The organism is Paraburkholderia rhizosphaerae, from assembly GCF_004366595.1.
Lineage (GTDB): Bacteria > Pseudomonadota > Gammaproteobacteria > Burkholderiales > Burkholderiaceae > Paraburkholderia > Paraburkholderia rhizosphaerae.
The window spans coordinates 1-21,898 of sequence record NZ_SORE01000034.1 but is presented as its reverse complement, the minus strand read 5'-3'; the positions used below and the strand labels follow the sequence as shown (position 1 = coordinate 21,898).

General features: G+C 62.0%; 15 protein-coding genes. 11 read left to right on the top strand and 4 right to left on the bottom strand.

What is annotated here, in order from left to right; genetic code table 11:
* The first annotated feature begins 70 nt into the window (after positions 1 to 70).
* Genes BX592_RS30065 through BX592_RS30050 form a run of 4 tightly spaced genes read left to right on the top strand, consistent with a single transcriptional unit; the run spans position 71 to position 6,559 of the window.
* Entirely contained in the window at positions 71 to 1,375 is a 1,305-nt protein-coding gene (locus BX592_RS30065; RefSeq protein WP_134196937.1) for a TolC family protein, read from the top strand.
* A gap of 8 nt (positions 1,376 to 1,383) precedes the next feature.
* A complete protein-coding gene (locus BX592_RS30060) occupies positions 1,384 to 2,979 on the top strand; it encodes an efflux RND transporter periplasmic adaptor subunit (protein WP_134196936.1) in 1,596 nt (531 codons plus the stop codon).
* Positions 2,976 to 6,209 (top strand): efflux RND transporter permease subunit, encoded by a 3,234-nt coding sequence (locus tag BX592_RS30055; RefSeq protein ID WP_134196935.1) that lies wholly within the window; start codon positions 2,976 to 2,978, stop codon positions 6,207 to 6,209. Before BX592_RS30060 ends, BX592_RS30055 begins: the two co-directional genes overlap by 4 nt.
* The gene (locus BX592_RS30050) at positions 6,206 to 6,559 is read left to right on the top strand and encodes a copper-binding protein (RefSeq protein WP_134196934.1); all 354 of its coding nucleotides are present in this window, start codon (positions 6,206 to 6,208) and stop codon (positions 6,557 to 6,559) included. The genes BX592_RS30055 and BX592_RS30050 overlap by 4 nt, the downstream gene beginning before the upstream one ends.
* A 94-nt stretch (positions 6,560 to 6,653) precedes the next feature.
* On the opposite strand, the gene BX592_RS30045 is transcribed toward BX592_RS30050, so the two are convergent.
* Positions 6,654 to 7,403, bottom strand: coding sequence for a sulfite exporter TauE/SafE family protein (locus BX592_RS30045; protein ID WP_134196933.1), 750 nt, complete (start codon positions 7,401 to 7,403; stop codon positions 6,654 to 6,656).
* A 116-nt stretch (positions 7,404 to 7,519) separates the two neighbouring features.
* On the opposite strand from BX592_RS30045, the gene BX592_RS30040 reads away from it, so the two are divergent.
* The 6 genes from BX592_RS30040 (at position 7,520) to BX592_RS30015 (ending at position 12,246) form a co-directional block, all read left to right on the top strand.
* A complete protein-coding gene (locus BX592_RS30040) occupies positions 7,520 to 8,416 on the top strand; it encodes a LysR family transcriptional regulator (protein WP_134196932.1) in 897 nt (298 codons plus the stop codon).
* Between the two features lie 93 nt (positions 8,417 to 8,509).
* Complete coding sequence (locus BX592_RS30035) at positions 8,510 to 9,259, top strand: sulfite exporter TauE/SafE family protein (RefSeq protein ID WP_134196931.1); 750 nt, start codon at positions 8,510 to 8,512, stop codon at positions 9,257 to 9,259.
* Between the two features lie 31 nt (positions 9,260 to 9,290).
* The gene (locus BX592_RS30030; RefSeq protein WP_134196930.1) at positions 9,291 to 9,830 is read left to right on the top strand and encodes a carboxymuconolactone decarboxylase family protein; all 540 of its coding nucleotides are present in this window, start codon (positions 9,291 to 9,293) and stop codon (positions 9,828 to 9,830) included.
* Between the two features lie 214 nt (positions 9,831 to 10,044).
* The gene (locus BX592_RS30025; RefSeq protein ID WP_134196929.1) at positions 10,045 to 10,677 is read left to right on the top strand and encodes a LysE family translocator; all 633 of its coding nucleotides are present in this window, start codon (positions 10,045 to 10,047) and stop codon (positions 10,675 to 10,677) included.
* A 291-nt stretch (positions 10,678 to 10,968) separates the two neighbouring features.
* Entirely contained in the window at positions 10,969 to 11,805 is an 837-nt protein-coding gene (locus tag BX592_RS30020; protein ID WP_134196928.1) for an arylamine N-acetyltransferase family protein, read from the top strand.
* A gap of 72 nt (positions 11,806 to 11,877) precedes the next feature.
* Positions 11,878 to 12,246 (top strand): hypothetical protein, encoded by a 369-nt coding sequence (locus BX592_RS30015; protein ID WP_134196927.1) that lies wholly within the window; start codon positions 11,878 to 11,880, stop codon positions 12,244 to 12,246.
* Between the two features lie 35 nt (positions 12,247 to 12,281).
* Here the strand turns inward: BX592_RS30015 and BX592_RS30010 are convergent, their stop codons facing one another.
* Positions 12,282 to 14,279, bottom strand: coding sequence for a phosphocholine-specific phospholipase C (locus BX592_RS30010; protein ID WP_279589216.1), 1,998 nt, complete (start codon positions 14,277 to 14,279; stop codon positions 12,282 to 12,284).
* 567 nt (positions 14,280 to 14,846) lie between these two features.
* Between BX592_RS30010 and BX592_RS30005 the strand changes: the two genes are divergently transcribed.
* Entirely contained in the window at positions 14,847 to 15,797 is a 951-nt protein-coding gene (locus BX592_RS30005; protein WP_243849802.1) for a Vgb family protein, read from the top strand.
* A 66-nt stretch (positions 15,798 to 15,863) separates the two neighbouring features.
* Here the strand turns inward: BX592_RS30005 and BX592_RS30000 are convergent, their stop codons facing one another.
* Both BX592_RS30000 and BX592_RS34680 read right to left on the bottom strand, forming a co-directional pair.
* Entirely contained in the window at positions 15,864 to 16,469 is a 606-nt protein-coding gene (locus BX592_RS30000) for an autotransporter outer membrane beta-barrel domain-containing protein (protein ID WP_243849801.1), read from the bottom strand.
* Between the two features lie 317 nt (positions 16,470 to 16,786).
* A complete protein-coding gene (locus tag BX592_RS34680; RefSeq protein ID WP_134196924.1) occupies positions 16,787 to 20,791 on the bottom strand; it encodes an autotransporter outer membrane beta-barrel domain-containing protein in 4,005 nt (1,334 codons plus the stop codon).
* Positions 20,792 to 21,898 lie beyond the last annotated feature (1,107 nt).

Here is a 21,898-nt window from a genome sequence, read left to right as displayed (position 1 = left end):
CGTCCTGACTCAGGACGTGAGCCGCTACGCCTGCTCGCGCACGGCGTAGGCTCGACCATTCGGGGTTCACATGCTTTTCCCATTTTCGCCGCCGCGCAGCCGGCGCGTCGCGTTGCGCGTTGTCGCACTCGCGGCATTCGTCATGTTCGCCACACCTGCCGCATGGGCGCAGGGCACGGGCATGACACTTAATGAGGCGCTGCAGGTCGCGCAGGACCGCTCTTCGTCGATCGAGGCCACCCAGGCCGCCGTTCGCGGTGATTCGGCTGTCGTCGTCAAGGCGGGACAGCTACCCAATCCGACCTTGAAGCTGAGCGTCGAGGATCTGCCGATCAACGGATCAAAGGCATTCACAATCGGCCAGGACGACTTCACGATGCGCGGCATCGGCATCGAGCAGGAGTGGGTATCGTCATCAAAGCGTCGCCTACGCACGGCGCTTGCCAATCGCACCGTCGACCAGGACCGGACGACTTATCTGGAGAAGCTCGCCGAAGTCCGTCAGCAGACTGCGATCGCGTGGCTCAACGCCGTCTACGCGAAGAAGGCCGTTGCGCTGAACCAGGCGCTCGTCGATCACCTGAACGACGAACTCGCGGCGCGGCAGGCGTCGTACCGCGGCGCGCAAGGAAGCGCAACGGATATCGCGCAGGCGCGCGTGACGCTCGGCAATGCGCGCGATGCGCTGATCGACGCGCAGCAGGATGAAAAGGCCGCATTGATCGATCTGTCGCGCTGGACTGCGGCCGGCAATGTGCTCGAAGTCGCCGACGCGATACCGCCGCTCGAGTCGCCCGTGTCGGGCATGAGCGCAGAGCAGCTCGATCAGGTACAGCCGTCCCTGATTGCCGCACGCGCGGCGATCTCCGTTGCCGATGCGGCGACCGACGTGGCCCGCAGCGACAGAAATCCCAACTGGACGTGGGGGCTCACCTATTTCAAACGCGGCGGAAATTTCTCCGACTACGTGTCGTTCGGCGTGTCGATTCCATTGCCGATCAACCGGAAAAATCTCGAAGACCGCGACGTCGAGCAGAAATCGCAGATGGGCACACAGGCGCGGCTCAACTACGAAGACCTCGAGCGGCAGGTCATGGCCGGTATCCAGACTCTCGCAACCAGGCTTTCGAGCGGCCGCGAGCGGCTGGCCAACCTGCGGCAGACCGTGCTACCCGCCGCCGAACAGCAAGTGCAACTGGCCAACGCCGCCTATCGGTCCGGAACAGGCACGCTCGCCGATGCGTTCGACGCACGGCACAGGCAGCTCGAAACGCAGCTTCAGGTGCTCACGCTCGAGCGACAGGTTTCGCTTGTCTGGGCCGGGCTTGAATATCAGGTACTGCCGCCGGAAGTGATCGCGTCCGCTGGCCAATAAGGATAAACATGAACACAAAACGACTCGTACAGACTGTCGCCTGCATGTTTGTGAGCGCGACCCTGCTGGCAGCGGGGTATGTCATCGGCACGCATCACGCCGTTGCGCCTGCGTCGATGGCAGCTACCACGTCCACTACCGCGCCGGGCGACAAGGCCGGCCCGCGGAGCGGCCGCAAGGTGCTTTACTGGCACGACCCGATGGTGCCGAACCAGCACTTCGACAAACCGGGCAAATCGCCTTTTATGGACATGCAGTTGCAACCTGTCTACGCGGACGAAGGCGGCAACAACAACGGCGTACACATCGATCCGGGCCTGCAGCAGGATCTCGGCATCCGCTACGCGACCGTGCACCGGCGCGACACGGCGGAAGGATTCGATGCGATCGGCACCACGCAGTTCGATGAATCGCAGGCCGACGTCGTGCAGTCGCGCGTCAACGGCTATATCGACCGCCTGTATGCCAGCGCGCCGATGCAGCGCATCGCGAGGGGCGCGCCGATCGCGTCGCTGTTCGTGCCCGACTGGCTCGCGCCGCAGGAGGAATATCTGTCGCTCAAGCACGGAGGGATGGACGACGCGCTGCTGCAGGCGTCACGCGCGCGCATGCGTGCGATGTCGATTCCCGATGGCGTAATCGCAAGTCTCGATCGCACCGGCCACGCACAGACGCATATCGTGCTGACGTCGCCGGAAAACGGCGTCGTCAGCGAGTTGAACGTACGCGATGGCGCAATGGTGACGCCCGGACAGACGCTCGCGAAAATCGCGGGCCTGTCGACGTTATGGCTGATCGTCGAGATTCCCGAGTCGCTCGCGCTCGACGCGCGGCCCGGCATGCGCGTCGATGCAACGTTTAGCGGAGATCCGACGCGGCACTTCACGGGCCGCATCCGCGAAATCCTGCCGGGCATCAGCACGACGAGCCGCACGCTACAGGCGCGGCTCGAGATCGACAACGCCGATGGCAGGCTCACACCCGGCATGCTGATGCGCGTCCATGTGAGCGGCGCGACAGCGGTACCGCGCCTGCTCGTGCCGTCTGAAGCGGTGATCACCACCGGCAAGCGCTCGCTCGTGATCGTCAGGAACAGCGACGGACGGCTGCAGCCTGCCACGGTCACGATCGGCCACGACGTCGGCAACGAAACCGAAGTACTGAGCGGCCTCAACGACGGTGACAGCGTGGTCGCATCGGGCCAGTTCCTGATCGACTCGGAAGCGAGTCTCAAGTCAGTGCTGCCGCGAATTGAAGGTGCGTCGGCAGCGCGTGCAATGAGTGCGTCGGGCGCAATGGGTTCAATGACCGGCACCGCGGCAGACGCCGCGACCGCCTCCGGTGCGGCTTCGGCATCCGCCACTGCCGCCGCTCCCACCTACGACACGATCGGCAAGGTCGAGCAGATCACGCCCACCGGCATGACGTTCTCGCATCAGCCGGTTCCCGCGCTCGGCTGGCCCGCGATGACGATGTCGTTCAACAAGCCCGCGCCGAACGCGTTCGCGCGCGTAAAAGTCGGCGACACCGTGCATTTCGTCTTCAAACAGTCGGATGACGGTTACCAGCTCACGAAGGTCGAACCGGCAGGAGGCGCCAAATGATCGCGCGCATCATTCGATGGTCGATACAGAACCGCTTTCTCGTGCTGCTGGCCACGGTGCTCGTCGTCGCATGGGGCGTGGTTTCGCTGCATGAAACACCGCTCGACGCGCTGCCCGATCTGTCGGACACGCAGGTGATCATCAAGGCGTCGTATCCGGGCAAGGCGCCGCAGGTGATTGAAGATCAGGTGACGTATCCGCTCACCACCACCTTGCTCGGCGTGCCCGGCGCGAAGACGATCCGCGCCTACTCGTCGTTCGGCGATGCGTTCGTCTATGTGTTGTTCGATGACAAGACCGACCAGTACTGGGCGCGCTCGCGCGTACTCGAGTATCTGAACCAGGTGCAAAGCCGTCTGCCGCCGGGCGCGACCGTGTCGCTCGGACCGGACGCGACCGGCGTCGGCTGGGTGTACGAGTACGCGCTCGTCGATCGGACCGGCCATCATGACCTCGGCCAGCTGCGTGCGCTCAACGACTGGTTTCTGAAGTTCGAGCTGAAGGCGGTGCCGGATGTGTCGGAGGTCGCGAGCATCGGCGGCATGGTGCGGCAGTATCAGGTCGTGCTGGATCCGGACAGGCTGCGCGCTTACGGTATCACCGAGCAACAGGTCGCCGATGCGTTGAAGAAGGCGAACCAGGAGTCAGGTGGCTCGGTGGTCGAACTCGCGGAGTCGGAATACATGGTGCGCTCATCGGGCTACCTGCATTCGCTCGACGACTTCCGCAACGTCGTGCTGCGCACCAACGATGCGGGCACACCCGTTTTGCTCGGCGACGTCGCGCGCATCCAGATCGGCCCCGAAATGCGCCGCGGCATCGCTGAGCTCAATGGACAAGGCGAGGTGACCGGTGGCGTGATCGTGATGCGCTCCGGCAAGAACGCATTGACCACGATCGAAGGCGTCAAGGCGAAGCTTGCGGAGCTCAAGCGATCGCTGCCGCCGGGCGTCGAAATCGTCACGACGTACGACCGCTCGCAACTGATCGAACGCGCGGTGGACAACCTGAAGGACAAGCTGATCGAGGAATTCATCATCGTCGGGCTAGTCTGCGCGGTGTTTCTGTTCCATCTGCGCAGCGCGTTCGTCGCGATCCTGTCGCTGCCGCTGGGCGTGCTCGCCGCGTTTATCGTGATGCGCTATCAGGGCGTCAACGCGAACCTGATGTCGCTCGGCGGCATCGCGATTGCGATCGGCGCGATGATTGACGCAGCGATCGTAATGATCGAGAACGCGCACAAGCATCTGGAAGCGTACGAGCATCATCATCCGGGCGAGCCGATCGATGCCGCGCAGCGTTGGGAAGTCATCGCGACCGCAGCCGCCGAAGTGGGCCCCGCACTGTTCTTTTCGCTGCTGATCATCACGCTGTCGTTCATTCCGGTGTTTTCGCTCGAAGGCCAGGAAGGCAAGCTGTTTTCGCCGCTGGCGTTCACGAAGACCTACACGATCGCGGCGGCGGCGGGCCTGTCGGTCACGCTCGTGCCGGTATTGATGGGCTATCTGATTCGCGGCCGTATTCCGCACGAATCCAGCAATCCGCTCAACCGCGTGCTGGTGAAGCTGTACCGTCCGCTGCTCAACGGGACGTTGCGGCGCCCCTGGTTCGTGATCGCGCTTGCAGCCGTCGCGCTCGCGCTCACCGTCATTCCAGTCTCGCATCTGGGCGGCGAATTCATGCCACCGCTCGACGAAGGCGACCTGCTGTACATGCCGACCGCCCTGCCCGGCATCTCGGCGTCGAAGGCATCCGAACTGCTGCAGCAGACCGACCGGCTGATCAGGACGGTACCGGAGGTTGAGACGGTATTCGGCAAGTCGGGCCGCGCCGATACGGCCACGGACCCGGCCCCGCTCGAGATGTTCGAGACGACGATCCAGTTCAAGCCGCGCAGCGAGTGGCGGCCCGGCATGACGCCGCAAAAACTGGTCGACGAACTGGACCGCACAGTGCAGGTGCCCGGCCTCTCGAACGTGTGGGTGCCGCCGATCCGCAACCGTCTCGACATGCTGTCGACCGGCATCAAAACGCCCGTCGGCGTGAAGATTTCCGGCCCGGACCTGACCACCATCGACCAGGTCGCCGCGCAGGTCGAGGCAGCGGTGAAAGACGTGCCGGGCGTCACGTCGGCGCTCGCGGAACGGCTGAACGGCGGGCGCTATATCGACGTCGACATCGACCGGCAAGCCGCCGCGCGCTACGGCCTCGCGGTCGGCGATATCCAGGATGTCGTGTCGACCGCCGTGGGCGGAGACGACATCGGTGAAGTGATCGCAGGTCGCGAGCGTTTTCCGATCAACATCCGCTATCCGCGCGAAGTGCGCGACTCGATCGAAAAACTGCGCGAGTTGCCAGTCGTCACCGACCGTGGCGCGCAGATCACGCTCGGCGATGTCGCGCATCTGTCGATCGAGGACGGGCCGCCGATGATTCGCAGTGAGAACGCGCGGCTTTCCGGCTACGTCTACATCGATATCCGCAATGTCGATCTCGAAACAGCGGTAAAGACCATGCAGCAGGCAGTCGCGCAGAAGGTCACGCTGCCGCCCGGCTATTCGATTGCGTGGTCTGGGCAATTCGAATATCTCGAGCGCGCGGCGGCCAGATTGCGCATGGTGATTCCGGTCACGCTCGTTGTGATCTTCGTGCTGCTGTTTCTCACGTTCAACTCGGCGGCCGACGCATTGATGCTGATGTCGACGGTACCGTTCGCACTGGTCGGCGGATTCTGGCTGATCTGGATGCTCGGCCATGCGATATCGGTCGCGACCGCGGTGGGCTTTATCGCATTGGCCGGTGTCGCGGCCGAATTTGGCGTGGTGATGCTGCTGTACCTGAAGGAGGCGCTGAATCGCCGGCTAAGAGCGGGCGAGCCGCTCACCGAAGCCTTGTTGATCGACGCGATCCGCGAGGGCGCGGTGCTGCGCGTGCGGCCCAAGGCGATGACCGTTGCGGTCGTGCTAGCCGGCCTGATTCCGATCATGGTCGGACATGGCGCCGGCTCCGAAGTGATGCAACGGATTGCCGCGCCGATGGTCGGCGGGATGATCACCGCCCCGCTGCTGTCGATGTTCGTGATTCCGGCCGCATGGTTGCTGCTGCAGCGCCGCCATTTGCCGCGTCATCGTGAAGTACCCAAAGCGTTTGCAGTCCCGACCGGCACGCGAGTGCCATCGTCCCCTATCGGCACATCCGTGCCACACACCCAGACTGGAGAAACACCATGAAAAAATCGATGATTCTGACCGCCATGTGGGTCGCAACGGCCGCTGTAAGCGGCACTGCTTTGGCCGACGATATGTCAGGCATGAAGATGCGCGACGGCGCGATGAGCCACGCGCCTACCGCCCGCGACGAGGCGCTGACCGATGCAGTGGTCAAGCATGTCGATGCGGCGAACGGCATGGTGACGCTGAAGCACGGCGCGCTCGCCAACGTCGGCATGCCGGCCATGACGATGGCCTTCAAGGCAAAAGACGCGGCGATGGTCAACAGCGTCAAGGATGGCGATAACGTGAAAGTTCACGTCGAGAATGTGGACGGCACGCTGACCATCGTGAAAATGATGCGGCAGTGATCGAAAGCGATTCGGGTCGCGTACCGCACGTCTGCGAGTCGACGGGTTCGACGCCCGTCTAGCTCGTCAATAATGGGTGAGCTCAATGGATAACTCAGGAGAACAGATGCAGCGTGAGTTCGAGACCCAGCACGATGAGTATCAGGAGAAAGCAACGGCGGAAGGTTTTCGGACTGATCCGCTGCCGCACGATCGAGCCCAACCACATTCCCGCGAGAGCGGGAATGACAGACAGCACCGACACGCCGAGCTGGTCGAGTCGAAACGCGCCATGCGCCAGCAGCCCTCCCGCGAGCGCAATCGTGGACACGGTGAACGAAAGACCAAGCGCCTGCACGAGTTCATCTTTCTGAAGACCTATCGACTGCAAATAAGGCACCGCCGGAATCACGAAGACGCCGGTAGCGCCGGTCACCACTCCGCTCACAACGCCGACGATCGGCGAAAACCACGGCTCGAGCCGTTTCGGGATTGAGACCGTCGGCGAAAACAGTGCATAGGCCGCGTAGGCAATCAACGCGATTCCCAACGCACGGCTCGACAAGACGGGATCGACGACGACCAGCAGTCGCGTCCCCAGAACGGTACTGATCACGATGCAGAGCATCATGAGCCACAGCCGTCGCATCAGGCGGAATTTGTCCGGCCCAACCAGTATTTGCCAAACATTCGTCACGAACGACGGAATGATCAGAATCGCCGCAGCAGTAAGCGGCGACATGACAACCCCAAGCAGGCCCGTGGCAACCGTCGGCAAGCCCATGCCAGTCACACCTTTGACAACACCGGCTCCAAGAAACGTAGCAAAGAGCAAGACGATCAAACCAATGGTCGGAGTATGCATGGGACGATGGCCAGAGTATTCATAGTGGGTATTACATATCTCACCAGAAAGCGGCACAATGCGGTTTTCCCGATCATTCCTTCGGGTCTTCCGAAGGAACCCGTCCTGGTGAATGTATGAGATTCGATCTCGCAGACCTGCGCCTGTTCGTGTGTGTGGTCGATGCCGGCAGCATTACCGCCGGAGCCCGGCAGGCCAATCTCGCGCTGGCGTCGGCAAGCGAGCGGATCAGTAACATCGAGTCGGATGCCGGCGTCGTTCTGCTTGAAAGAAGCCGCAGCGGGGTGGTCACCACCGAGGCCGGCGAGGCGTTAGCGCACCATGCGCGTCTGATACTCCGACAGCACAGCCTGTTGCAGGGAGAACTGCGCGACTTTGGCGCCGGTGCGCGAGGTACGTTGCTGCTGTACGCGAATACGGCGGCGTTGATGGGCCTCCTGCCACAGAAACTCGCGCCGTGGCTGGCTCAGCGTCCGCGCCTGAGCATCGATCTGAGAGAGCGTACGAGTGCCGAGATTGTGAAGATGATCGGCGCGGGCCTCGCCGAAGCGGGTGTGGTATCGGATGCGGTCAAGCCCACAGGGCTCACCATCCAGCCTGTCGCTAGCGACCCTCTCGTCCTGATTGTTCCTGTTGCGCACAGACTCGCGGAAGCGAAGGCTGTCTGCTTTGCCGATGTCACGGATGAGCGGTTTATTGGCCTCGAGGCCGGCAGCGCGCTTCAGGACCATATCAACCAGCACGCTGCCGATCTGCACAAGAGGCTAAAACTCCGTATCCGTATGAAGACCTTCGAGGGATCGTGCCAGATGGTGTCGCATGGAGTGGGGGTAGCGATTATTCCACTGGCGGTCGCGAAGCGCCTTCGGCGAAGATATCCGTTCAGAACGATCACGCTCAGCGACAACTGGGCACGCCGACACCTCTCCCTGTGCTTCCAGCAATGGAACACACTGTCTGCGCCGATGCAAAGCCTGCTCACGCATCTCGGTGGTGGACCGCAGACTGTGTAGCCGAGGCGCTGACCGATTACCTTCGGGCAACCCGAAGGTGATATCGGAAAAACCGCATTGTGCCGCTTTGCGCTTGCGGGCGTAATACCGTGCATGACCACTCTAACCATCGAATTGTCCTGCCTGCTCCTTGCCACGTTTCTCGGAGCCGGTCTGGTTAAGGGCGTGACGGGAATGGGCCTGCCCACAGTTGCGATGGGCGTGCTTGGAACTGCCATATCGCCGGTCGCGGCGGCAGCGATCCTGATAGTCCCGTCGCTCACGACCAACGTATGGCAAATGCTGGCCGGGCCAGACAAGCTCCGCCTGATGCGGCGGCTATGGCCGATGATGCTCTGCATCGTGATCGGTACCGTTCTGGGCGCGCGACTGCTGGTCATCGTCGACCCAGTGTGGTCCGGACGTACGCTGGGACTTGCGCTGATCGCCTATGCAGCCTATGCGCTGTTCTCGCCGGCTGTCTCGATCCCGAACCGGCTCGAGCCCTGGCTTTCTCCCGTAATCGGGATGGTTACCGGGGTGGTGACCGGCGCCACCGGCGTGTTCGTGATTCCTGCGGTGCCCTATTTGCAGTCGCTGGGTTTTCAGAAAGACGAAGTGGTGCAGGCTCTTGGCCTTTCATTCACCGTCTCCACGGTTGCGCTCGCCGGAGGGCTGCTGGCCCATGGCGCGTTCCGGCTTCACCAGATCGGTCTGTCGCTGCTGGCTGTCATCCCCGCGCTTATCGGAATGTGGCTGGGCTCGATCGTGCGGCAGAAGATCAGTCCAAAAACCTTCCGCCGTTGCTTCCTCCTCTTCCTCGTGGTCCTGGGCCTCGAGCTGACACTGCGTCCGTTTTCATGAGTCCCGGCCACATTATTTGAAGGGTTTCACCATGAGCCGTATCGCTATTCCCGACGTCACGTCCGCCACCGGCGCCACTGCTGATATCTACGCGCGGGTCAAGAAGATTTCCGGTAACCGCGTCCCCAATACGTACGCCGCGTTGGGCTACCTTGTTCCGGCGTCTCTGGGTGCGGTGCTCGACGCCCAGGGCACCTTGAACTCGGGCGGCTTGAACCGGCAGGAGCACGAAATCATCAAGCTGTTAGTCAGTGAGAAGACCGGTTGCGACGTTTGTGTCGCCGCGCACAGCTTCGTGGGCAAACTGGTAGGTTTGCCGGTCGATGTGTTGCGTGCCGTTCGCGCGGGGCAGCCCACCGGCGACGCCAAACGCGATGCGTTGGTGCGCTTCGTGTCCCACCTGCATACCACGCGCGGCACGATCAGCGACGACGAGTTTAAAAGCATCCGCGCGGCCGGCTACACCGATGCGCAATTGGCGGAAATCTCGTTGACCATGGCGCTCGGCATCTTCACCAATACCTTCAACCGTATCAACGGCACCGACGTCGACTTTCCGCCAGTCGAGTAAGCCGCGTTACCGGGCGCGCATCGCATCACTCATCCAGTCTCGCCCGGCACCGCATTGACGCGACGCGCATCAACGGGTTCGCACAACTGGCGCGGCGAGATGGACCGCCATCAGAGAACGTGAACCGCGCTTTACGTCGGTTTCGGTCGGCCGGAGCCTCGATCCGCCGGCGCGCGCGGGCATTACCGCGATCTTGTTGTCATGGAGTCATTCAATGTCTGAACACACGTCTCTTCTTGCCTTCGGCCTTATCGCACTGGGCATCGCGCTGACGCCGGGCCCGAACATGATTTACCTGGTCTCACGTTCGATTTGCCAAGGGCGTACCGCCGGGTTGATCTCGCTCGGCGGCGTCGCACTCGGCTTCGTCGTCTATATGTTGTGTGCGGCGCTTGGCATCACCGCGCTGCTACTGACGGTGCCGTTTGCGTACGACGCATTGCGCTTCGGCGGTGCGCTTTATCTGCTGTGGCTCGCGTGGCAAGCGGTGAAGCCGGGCGGACGGTCGGCTTTCCAGGTGCGCGACCTGCCCGCCGACAGCCCGCGCAAGCTGTTCACGATGGGCTTCGTGACCAATCTGTTGAATCCGAAAATCGCGGTGCTTTATCTTTCGCTGCTGCCGCAGTTTATCGATCCGCGGCACGGTAGCGTGCTGGGCCAGTCTCTTGCACTCGGCTCCGTACAGATTGCTGTGAGTATCACCGTGAACGCATTAATCGCGATGACTGCGGGTTCGATCGCCGGATTTCTTGCGCGCCGGCCCAGATGGTTGGCGATGCAGCGCTGGATGATGGGAACGGTGTTGACGGGCCTGGCCCTTCGGATGGCAATGGAAGCGCGCCGTTAGCGTGTGCGCCGCAGGCTTCGGTAAGCGTGTCTCGCTTTCGCGCGAGACCACGTAATACGGCTTGGTGCACACAAAAGTCGGAGATCTTGATTCTTATATTCACGTCATCGAACGTTCAGAATTGGCCGAGCAAAACAGTGCAACCCGACCATGGTCATTTGTTGGATACCGACTGCATCTATCTAGCGCGACAGTAGCGATCTTCACGAGCGCCGATTTCGCCGGCGGCGGGATCATCAACCACCCGGTTGACCTCAAGTGACCGCGGTTGCTCCCGTTTCCCGCACTCACATGAATCGGACAGACAGCCGCCATGACGATCAATCTCGACGCCTATTTTCACGCATTGGATACACCGGTCCTCGCACGGCCACGCTCGAAACGCTTCACGCATTGCACGCGCTCCATCCCGACGCGATCCCGTTTGAGAACCTGTCGGTACTGCTTGGCGAGGAGGTTCTGATCGATCTGAACTCGTCGCAAAGCAAGCTGGTCAATGCAGGGCGAGGCGGATACTGTTTTGAGCACAACACCGTATTCAAGGCGGTGCTCGATGCGCTTGGCTTCAAGACGCGAGCACTCGGAGCTCGGGTCGTATGGGCCAACGCGGTCCTGCCGGCACGGCTGCATACGCTGACGCTGGTGGAAATCGATCAAGAACGCTGGATTGCCGATGTCGGCTTCGGCACCCTCACTTTAACGGCTCCGCTACGGCTCGATGTGCGCGAAGCGCAGCAGACGCCGCACGAACGGTTCCGGATCGATGTCATGGAGGAAGGGGGCTTCTTGCTGCAGGCGGACCTCCGCGACAGATGGGCACCGGTCATCCAGTTCGACTTGACCGCGCAGCTCAGCGCCGACGACACACTGGGCAATTTCTATGTGAATTTCCATCGGGATTCGCTTTTTGTGAATAACCTGCTTGCGTCGCGCGCTGTCCGCGGCGCCCGATATTCGTTGTTCAACGGCGAGTTCAGCACCTACACACCCGAGCCCACGCACAGCCAACTGACTGAGGTCGGCGAGTTGCGAGCCGTACTGCGGGATTCGTTCGGGATTTCGCTTCCGGAGTCGAACGCAGCGCTCGATGATGTGCTCGCGCGCTGCCTCGCACGCCCTCGCCGTTGAAACGCGTAGCTCGGCGGGGAAGCCGGAAACTATAACGCCGGACAGCGGCGCGGCGTCTGTGAAGGAGATTTCATGAAGATTTTCGGCTCTTTCTGGCATCGACAAGATCGAAACGAAAATCAGAATGCGCTGCTCAACAGCGCGCTCGATATCGCGCTCGATTTCGATAACTGGCTAAACCCGATACAGGGCCGGCTCAAGACTCGTCATCCATCGCTGGACGAGCAGAACCTTCAGAGGTTAAATGAAGTCTGTATCGAGGCCGTTCGTTTTGGGCAGCAGACAGCATTGCAACTGTGCGGGACGATGGATCTTCCTTCGGTGCAAGGGCGCTTTGATGAGTTATTCGTCGAGCGCTACCCTTGGGTGAACGAGGAGAATCTCGAGCGCGCCTACCGACACTGCATCTATCTTGCAACCAAGACCGCTCGCGCAGGTTGATGGGCAGTTAAAGAGGAACGATCGCCTCCATAAGCCTATGTTGCCGCCGGGTCGCTAATGAGGTCGTGTCCGTTTTCGATGCGCCCGGCAAAGCGACGCAGAAACGCTGGCTGAGTATCGACCGTCACGCTGAAGTCGTACCAGTTTCCATTTGCGGCTACGAGCCAACTCTTGCTGACGTTGCCACCCGCCGGTACCGAAAACATCCACTGGCTTTGACCGGTGCGATAGGCATTCGATCGGACCGCAAACCGGCACCCTGCCTGGCCGGAATTGCGCATGGTCACGCAGACCGCATTATTCGCGACGTCGTAAGTCACTGTGATTTCGGGCCTTACGGTCCTTTTTCCAGCGAAATCGCCGCGAAAGATCCGCAAGAAACCATTCGCACCATGCAACGCGATCGAATACTTCGTGTCGTTCAGCTGAGCTTGTGTCCAACTATCAGAAAGCTGCGTGCCGGGATCGAGGGCATAGCGACGCGGTGAATGGCTGCCCGGTTCGAGATCGTAAGCGAAAAACACTGCCCCCGTCTTTCCGCTGTTGATTAGCGAAAGCGTGAACGTACCCGTATCCGCATCCACGCTCGCGTTCGCATGAAACTCATACGGCAATGCCCGCGAAGGCCGCGTGCCAGGTTCCTGTTTCGGCATGGACTGGACTGCTGGAACCATGGGAGTCGGCAGTGAACTGCATTGCAGATTGGCACGCGCCACATAGGCACGCGTGTCGGGTAACGCGGGCCAGCCTGGTTCAGGCTTATTGAAGTTGAACGCGGACGTCAGATCGCCGCAAATCGAACGGCGCCAAGCGCTAATGTTCTTGCAATGAAGCCGGAACCGTCGCTCGATAAACCGGATGACCGACGTGTGATCGAACACTTCCGAACAGACGTAGCCTCCTCTCGACCATGGTGATATCACCGTCATCGGGACACGAAATCCGAGTCCGATCGGTAGGCCGTCATAGATCTCGCCAGCCGTCGCGACCGTGGTTTTTCCCTCCGCGTCGCCCCCGGGCGGCGTGGGCGGCGGCACATGATCGAAGAAGCCTCCTGGCTCGTCGTAGTTCAGAAGGAACACAGACCGCGACCAGACCTCGGGGTTTGCCGCCAGGGCGGCCAGCAATCTTGCGCTCAGGTCCTCTCCAGCCTGCGGATGGTAGTTCGCGTGCTCGGACAACGCCGCCGGCGCGACAATCCACGAGACCTGCGGTAGCCTGCCCGACTTCGCATCAGATGCAAAGGCCTGTGCGATATCGTCGACCGTGGCCATGCCCTTCCTGTAAAGCGCACTGGCCGGCGGAGCCGACTTGAAGTTATGGAATAACGCGAGGGCGTTGTCGTCGAAGTTGTCGGGTTGCTGATACACGCGCCAACTTACACCGGCCGACTCGAGCATTTCGCCGACGGTTTGCCACTGGTACCCTCGGGTCGGTTCCGCATTGTCGAGCGCTGGTTCGAAGCCTGCGGAAAGACCGCTACTGCCACTGACCAGGTACAATCTGTTCGGGTTGGTCGGTGTCAACGTCGACGCATAGTACTGGTCGCAAATCGTGAAGGCGTCGGCCAGTGCATAGTAGAACCGTAAATCGTCGCGTGAAAAGTAACTCATGCCGAGTCCTGGCAAGCGCGCCGTATTCCACGCGTTGCAACGTCCCTTGTTCCACATCGCGATGTCGGTCAGATAGCTCATCGACGGCGCTTTCGCGCAGGTCGCGCTAGTGGTCGACGTGCTTATATGGAATGGCAGGATGTAGCTCCGGCCCGTCGGCTGCTTCCATACCGGGTCACCGTTGGGCAATCTGATTGCGGTCCGGTCGTTAAATCCGCGCACGCCGCGCAGTTTGCCGAAATAGTGGTCGAATGAGCGATTCTCCTGCGTAAAGATCACGATATGCTGGACATCGTCGATCGTACCGGTCGATCTGTTTGCGGGAATCGCGAGCGCTTCGCGGACCCAAGGCGGAAGCAGTGCCGTCACCATCGATACGCCGAGAGAATTTGCCGTCATGCGCAAAAAATCCCGGCGCACCCTGGCGAGGCCACCGCGGCTTTCGCCAGCCGGATGTGCCGGGGGCTCCGGGAGTTTCAGTAGTTGTCGGCGACACCGTTTGTCCATGGCCCGCTCATCTGGCGTGCACCGAGTTCGGCGACGGTTCGGCGCAGCGCAGCATCCTGCCGCGATAAATGTTCCTTCCGATTAACCGGACGGTTTAACGCGGCGCTAACCGTGCACGAAGACAAGCGCATATGGCAACCATGTGAGAATGGATCCAGTTGGGCTGCGCGGGCATCGCGTATGCTGCCGCAGCGTAACGCCAACACCTTAAGGAAACCTGATCTGATCGATTCAGTCTGAAAGTGATCGAGGCCTCGCGCTCGCCATTCATACAATGGCTGGCGCACGTTGCCGGGCCCTTGGCTCAGACGAACCGGAACAGTATTTGCGTTGCGTCAAACTGGCTTGCACCGGAAACAGCTCGGTGGAGCTGTCACGGAGGCTAACGTGGTTCACATCGCAAATACAGCGGTTTTGTCGACGGTGAGCGGTGTTATTGCATCCCGGTTCTTCCGGTATTTTGTGTCGGTTCTTGTTGGTATGACATCCGTAGTAGGTTCGGTGCAGGCTCAGTCCGCTTCGTTCGACTCATTCGCTGTGCCCGCCGGCACCGCACCACACGATGTCGCGCCGGCCCCGGGCGGCCCAGTCTGGTACACGGCGCAGGCGCAAGGCGCAATCGGAAGGCTGGACCCGCGCACCGGCAAGACCGAACGGGTCCCACTCGGCAAGGGATCGGCACCGCACGGCGTGATCATCGGTCCCGATGGAGCAGCATGGATCACCGATAGCGGGCTGAACGCGATCGTACGCGTCGATCCGACAACACTCGCAGTCGCGCGCTTCCCGTTGCCCAAAGACCGACCGAACGCCAACCTGAACACGGCGGTCTTCGATAAACGCGGGCACCTTTGGTTTACCGGGCAAGGCGGAATCTACGGTGAGCTTGACCCGCGCACCGGCAGCATGCGCGTGTTCAATGCACCGCGCGGGCCGGGCGCCTATGGAATCTGTGCCACCGTTGACGGCAGCTTGTACTTCGCTTCGCTGGCCGGCAGTTACCTCGGCCGCATCGATCCGGTGAGCGGCGCGGCGGAGGTCATCGAGCCGCCCACTCCGGGACAGGGAGCGCGCCGGGTATGGTCCGATTCAAAAGGACGCATCTGGGTCAGCGAGTGGAACGCAGGAAAGGTTGCAGCGTTCGACCCGGCGACCCACCGGTGGCGCGAATGGAAACTCCCGGGCTCCGAGCCGCATGCGTATGCGATATTCGTTGACGACAAGGATATCGTCTGGCTCAGCGAATGGAGCGCCAATGCGCTGGTGCGCTTTGACCCACGGACCGAACGATTCGAGACATTTGCGCTGCCGCGGCCACACGCGAACGTACGTCAGATGATGGGTCGGCCGGGAGAGGTCTGGCTGTCCGAGTCCGGCACGGATCATCTGCTGCGCTACCGGTCCAGCGCAGCGACTGCCGGCAGCAATTAAGGCCAAAGCAAGCGTTGCTCGATCGAGGCGAGTCCAGGCACCGTCGAGAACGCAAGTGCCGATGCGTCAACGGATGGCGCGGTTTGCGCAGGCGCGCGTCTGTCGCAAACAGATTGACACGTGGAATCTCGAGTGGCTATAGCGAAAGCTGCCGCGCGACGACCAATGGAACTCCGGTGACCGTCGCGAGGCATAGCGTGCGCCGACGTCGCCCCAGACGCCCTTGCGGCTCCCGCTCACGGAGTCAGTGATCGTGAAACCGTAGCCGAGCTGTCCGTAGAGGCTCAGGCGCGCCGCGACCTTCGCGGTCACCCCGGCGGCGAAGTCCATTCGCGTGAATTGTTGTCTGAGCGGGACATGGTCGGATCCCGAGTACACCGTCGTCGCCCGTGCGCCCCAATCCCGCCAGAGATTCGCGCGAACGTACGGCTGCCACACCTGTCCGTTGGCGCCCTCGATGGTCCGCTGGGCGCGCACACCGAGCCGCCCGGTGACACCCGACGTGGCGCCCGGATCGACCAACCCCAGCCCGTCGTTTTCCTCGCTGAAGCCAACATGCTGCCAGATGACCTGCGCTTGGGGTTCGAGTACGAAGGCCGGGCCAAGTGGCAGGTGAAACGGATAGCGTCGAGCGTCTCTTAATGGCCGGGTACGGCCTCCTGCACCTTGCATGCGCGCCTGCAACCTCGTGAGTCGTGATCGGCAACAAGCGACCCATTGCGGGCATCCACCTCGCTGAGCGCGAGCATCGGTTTTGTGGTGCGAAGCGGTTATTGGAATCCCCATTGAAAGCTAATGTGAACGGCAGTGGCCAGCCATCCGACGCGGCCCACGCGGCCAACACGGCCAACACACCCCGCAGCGACCGATCGGCGGAATTGCCCGAGTGAATTATCGACGGTCCGAAACCGAACCGCACGTACCGAGCATTGCGATTTTCAGCTCACTGCGTATATCGCTGCCCATTCTGAGAATTGGCGAAGAATGCGTTACCACAGGTACCGCAGCCCAATGTCGCCCCAAACCCCCTTGCGGCTGCCGGTCGCCGAACTGTTGACCGAGAACTGATAGCCGAACTGGCCATACAGGCTCATGCGTGCGTCGAGCTTCGCGGTAACGCCGGCGGCAAAGTCCATCCGCGTGAATTGCTGCGCGAGTGGTACCTGCTCGACCCCAGAGTAAGTCGTGCTCGCCTGCGCGCCCCAGTCCCGCCAGATATTGGCGCGCACGTACGGCTGCCACACTTCCCCATTCGCGCGCTCGATGCTCCACTGCCCACGAACCCCGAGCCGCCCAGTCACCCCTGATGTCGAACCAGGATCGACCGAACCCAGCCCGTCATCATTCTCGCTCAACCCGACATGCTGCCAGATGACCTGCGCCTGAGGCTCGAGCACGAAGCCCGGTCCAAGCGGCAGGTGAAACGGATAACCTACTTCCAGCGACGTCGCAAACCCTGAACCGGAAATTGGCAACTGTGCAAACTGTGTCGTCGCATCGCCGTCGTAGTGGGTGCCCTGCAGGATCGCGTCGATATACCATCCGCCGGGGCCATAGTGAGTCCAGTACGCACCGCCCGAATACGCGTTGAGGTTTACCGTACCGGTGTGGCTCAATACATACGCGCTCGCCTCCGCATTGGTGGTCAGGCCGTCTACATCGACATTGCTGTTGCCGTACGCGAAATAGACACCGGCAGCATCGCGATGGCCGGGCAGAAAGCTGCCGCGCCAGAGATCGACGCCAGCCTGTACGCCGACCATCCGGCCATTGGCGCGCGCATCGGTGTAGGTCTGGTAGTGATTGTCGATCTGCTGTCCGAACACCCGCACCCAAGTCGATTTGGCTATGCCTGCGCTGCCGGTGCCGCCCCCCGCGTCGGTAAGCGTGTCGCCGATGCGCTCGTGCATCGTGCCGAGCATGGTGAGGCCCAGTTGCCTTGCTAGCGGCTGCACCACCGAGTAGGTAGCAAGTTCCGGCCCGATGATCGGGTACTCGCCCGGAGGCAGCACGGACGGGGGCGGATCGATCGGGAAAATGTCGTCCTCGTGGACGACAGGTGGCTCCGGCTCCGGCCCGACTTCGAACGACGAGCGCAGGAACCAGTCATAGGGGTTGCTGCCCTGATGGCCGCCCCGGAACAGATCGTAGGTAAAGGCCCCGCCGCGCACCTCGCCAGCTAGCGCGAAGGCCCCGGCCGCGGTGGTTCCCCCATCGATCGCCTCCACCACCGGAATGCCGTTCGCGACGGTCAGCGCACCGGCGCCGCCGGCGTTGGTGACATGCACCAGCGTATTGCCGGTCGCGCTGCCACCTATGATCACCAACTTGTCCGACGGAGAATTATCGCCCGCGAGCACCGTATTGATGTTCATCCTACCGCCAGCCCCGGCATAGTTGCCATTCGACACTGCCAGTACGTTGCCGACGATCGGATCCGAAGCCAGGTTGACCGTTCCTCGATTGAGCAGGTTGCCGATGACGGTGAAGGTGCCCGCCGGTGACGTGCCAAACCCTGGCGTGCCGTTGCCGGCCGCTACCGTACCGTCATTGGTGACCGCCCCCGTGACACTGCCGAAGCCGCCCAGCGTGGCGCCCGATGCCACCGTGATTGGCCCGCCTCCCGACAGCGCTGCAGACCGATGTGCGGGGTCGCCGACGATGAGCGTGCCGGCGCTGACCGTGGTGCCGCCTCCGTAGGGATTGCGGTTGGTCAGAATCGTGGTGCCGGTGCCGGTCTGCGAAAGACCGCCCGTGCCCGAAATCTCGCCGGGGAAGGTCACCGTATCGCTGCGATTGAAGGCCAGCGTGCCGTTGTCGGTGACATTGTTCACGATGCTTCCGCTGGTTCCGCCATTGCCGAGCTGCAGCGTGCCGGCGGCGATCGTCGTGCCACCGGCGTAGGTGTTCGCGCCAGTCAGTATCACCGTACCGCCATTCACCCCATCCTGCGTGAGGCTTCCCCTGCCAGTGATCGCGCTGGGAACCATCACGGCGTCGCTGCGGTGGAAGACCAGCGCGCTATCGTCGAGAACCGGTCCGCTGCCGATGGTGCCGGCGGCCCCGCCATTGCCGACCTGCAGCGTGCCGGCGGAGATCGTCGTGCCACCGGAGTAGCTGTTGTCCGCAGCCAGCACCAACGTACCTGTGGCCTGCATCGCGAGCGTGCCAGCCGAGGCGCCGTCGGAGATGGTGCCTGACAGCGTCTGCACTGTGCCCGAGGGTGGCGTGAAGTAGCCAGTCCCGGTGATAGCAATGTGGTTGCCGACCGTGAAGTTGCCGTTGGTGAAGGACAGCGTCGTCCCGTTGGCCATCCTCAATGTGGACTGAGATGCATTGCCGAGCGCCGAGTCGTTGCCGACGCTGATCGTACCTTCACCAAGAAGCGTATCGCCAACATAGGTGTTGCTGCCGGTCAAGACCAGTGTGCCGGGGCCGAGCTTGGTTAGCTGGCCGCCATTCTCGAGGTTCTGGGAGACCATGAATACATTGGCACCGTCTGCGACGTCGAACCCGCCACCGTTCGCGGCCCAGGTAATCCCTCGCGTAGGCTCGATCGCTATGTAGCCTGTGCCTGTAACCTGGAGGATGCCGCCGTCGAAAGTCAGTCCGCTGTTCGCTGGGGTGCCGAGACTAACGCCGCTTGCGACTGACAGCTCACCGCCGAGCAATGTCCACGGTGTCCCCGCCTGCACAGGCGTGCCGGTAAGCGTCCAGACGCTGGAGCCAGTTTTCACGAACTCAGTGAAGCCCTGGTACTGTGCAGGGGCGCCAACGCTCGACGCACCGAAGCTTCCATTGTCGCTGCCGCCGAGCGCCAGCGTGCCTGATGCGCCCGACTGGACGACGACGTTACCCACGATAGAGAAGCCCTGCCGCAGCTCGAGATAGTTGGCGCCGCCGGTAAAGGTGATCGCATTAACCTGCGACGGACTGATACCGCCCGGCAGATTGCCGCCAGTGAACCCGCCAATAATGTCCCCGCTGTTATAGATTGTCAGATTGTCACCGATGATCCCGACTCCACCGCTGCTTGTGGCGCTGCTGCTGGCACGTAGTGTGGCGCCGCCATTGCCGCCTTGAATCGTGCCGCCGCTGTTGTTGGTGATGGTGAGGCTGGAGCCGCTGATGCCAGCGCCGCCATTGCCGCCAATGGTGATAGCGCCTGGCGTCGGCAGGGATGCGTCGCCGCCATTGCCGCCGCGAATCGTGCCGCTGTTCTCGATGCTGAAGGTATTGATCGGGGTGGCGTTCACCGCAGTTGCCCTGATGCCGGCGCTGCCGTTACCGCCCTCCGTAAAATTTCCGTTTCCGCTGTTTCCGCCGCGGCCTCCCTGGATCGTGCCGGTATTGGTTAGCCCGACTCCGGTGGCGTTGAGATTGACGAAAACACCGAAACCGCCGTCGCCACCCTCGCCAGCCGAACCCTGAATGCCGCTTCCCGTCACCCCGCCGGTCCCACCGGCTCCGCCGGCTCCGCCGGTGATCTGCCCATTGTTGGTGAAACTGACTCCACTGTTGATCACGACGCCATAGCCGCCGGCGCCACCGCCACCGCCGCCGATCGACGCTGTCCCGCTCGGCACGCCACCATTGCCACCATTCCCGCCCGCACCACCGGCGATCACGCCGTCTGCGGGGTTCTCCAGTGACGACGGCAGGACCCCATGGGCGCCGCCGCCGCCGCCGCCGCCACCACTGTTGGGGCCGCCGTTGCTGCCAATGGCACCCTGGCTTCCGCCGCTACCGCCGGCAGTTCCGCCACCGGCGCCACCGGTGCCACCAGCGGTTCCGGCGCCGGCGCCGCCTCCGCCGCTGGAACCGCCGCTCGTGGTCGCAGCACCAGCGCCGTTCGTGCCTGCTCCAAGCGGATTGCTGGCACCGCCGGTGCTCGGCGTATTACCCGTCGTGGCCCCGCCGCCATAGCCACCGCAGCCATCGACCTCCTCCGCAACGAAGTTGCCGGTGGAGTCAAGGCAGGGAGGCTGCGCCATCGCGCGTTCCGACGGTTGCAGGGCGGCGAGCACGGCGAGATTCAGCAGAATGAGCGCGGATGCGTGAAGCCTCCGGCCTGGAGTGGCCGGCCCGCCACGGCGCGCCGGGCCAGGTCGGCTAGCCAGATCGCAGGAGGGCGCGCAATGGGGGGCTTCCAGCGCAAGCCATGTAGCGAGAGGCAGCGCAACCAGTCCCGGCAATTGGCCGGGTTGCCTTATCGCGACATTCAGGAACGATGTTATTGGCAATAGGACTGGAATATCTGACGAAGCTGTGCATTGGATTCGCCTGCTCGGTACGAACGGGATTCTTTTCAGTTGCCTATGCTTCACCATTTCCCCCTTAGGCCAGGTCGACTTCTGTCGAAACGGGAATGCGCGGGACGTCGGCGATATGCCACCGACAGTTCGAAAAGCTGGCAAAAAATCTCCCAACAAATATAGACACTTTCAACGGGGAGCGGGGCGCGAATATGTGATTGAGACGTGAGACCCATCGTGAAACTATCGGGACGCAAATTCTATGTTGTCCTAATGTTATCGAACATTAAAAAGCCTTCCGCTATAGAGGGATCGGCAAGACGCACGAAGCAAGGTGCGATGAATCAGCGGCACGCTTCCAAGTGTGCCTGCTATGTTTCCATGAACCGCAGCCGTTGAACGGCTTTGACGTCATACCGGCGCGCCCTGCCACATGCTCGTGAATGTCGGCTACCGCTACCGGAGCGGGCGTTTGAGTGTCTTGGGGACACGCCGGCGAATGGCGGAAGGTGGCCGATTCTTGACGACCGCACTTCGTCCCTCATCGACCCAACGCAGACGGGCGATGCGTCTTTCTGAACATCGAATCAGCGCGCAAAAGCAGTCGTTTGGTTGCCATTACCCGGAACGTACAAAACGCGCAGCAAACTTCACGTTTGAGACGAGAAATTCTCCTTCGGGCGTGATGACGAGGTTCGTAATATTCGCGCGCTGAAAACTGTCCACGCGCGACGGGTCATCGACCCTGAGGGGACCTATCCGTGATTTCGTGGGCGAGGCATATCATGAGCGATAAAAATCATGGATATGCCAATGAAGAAGAAACGCACGGTGGCGTCTCAGGCA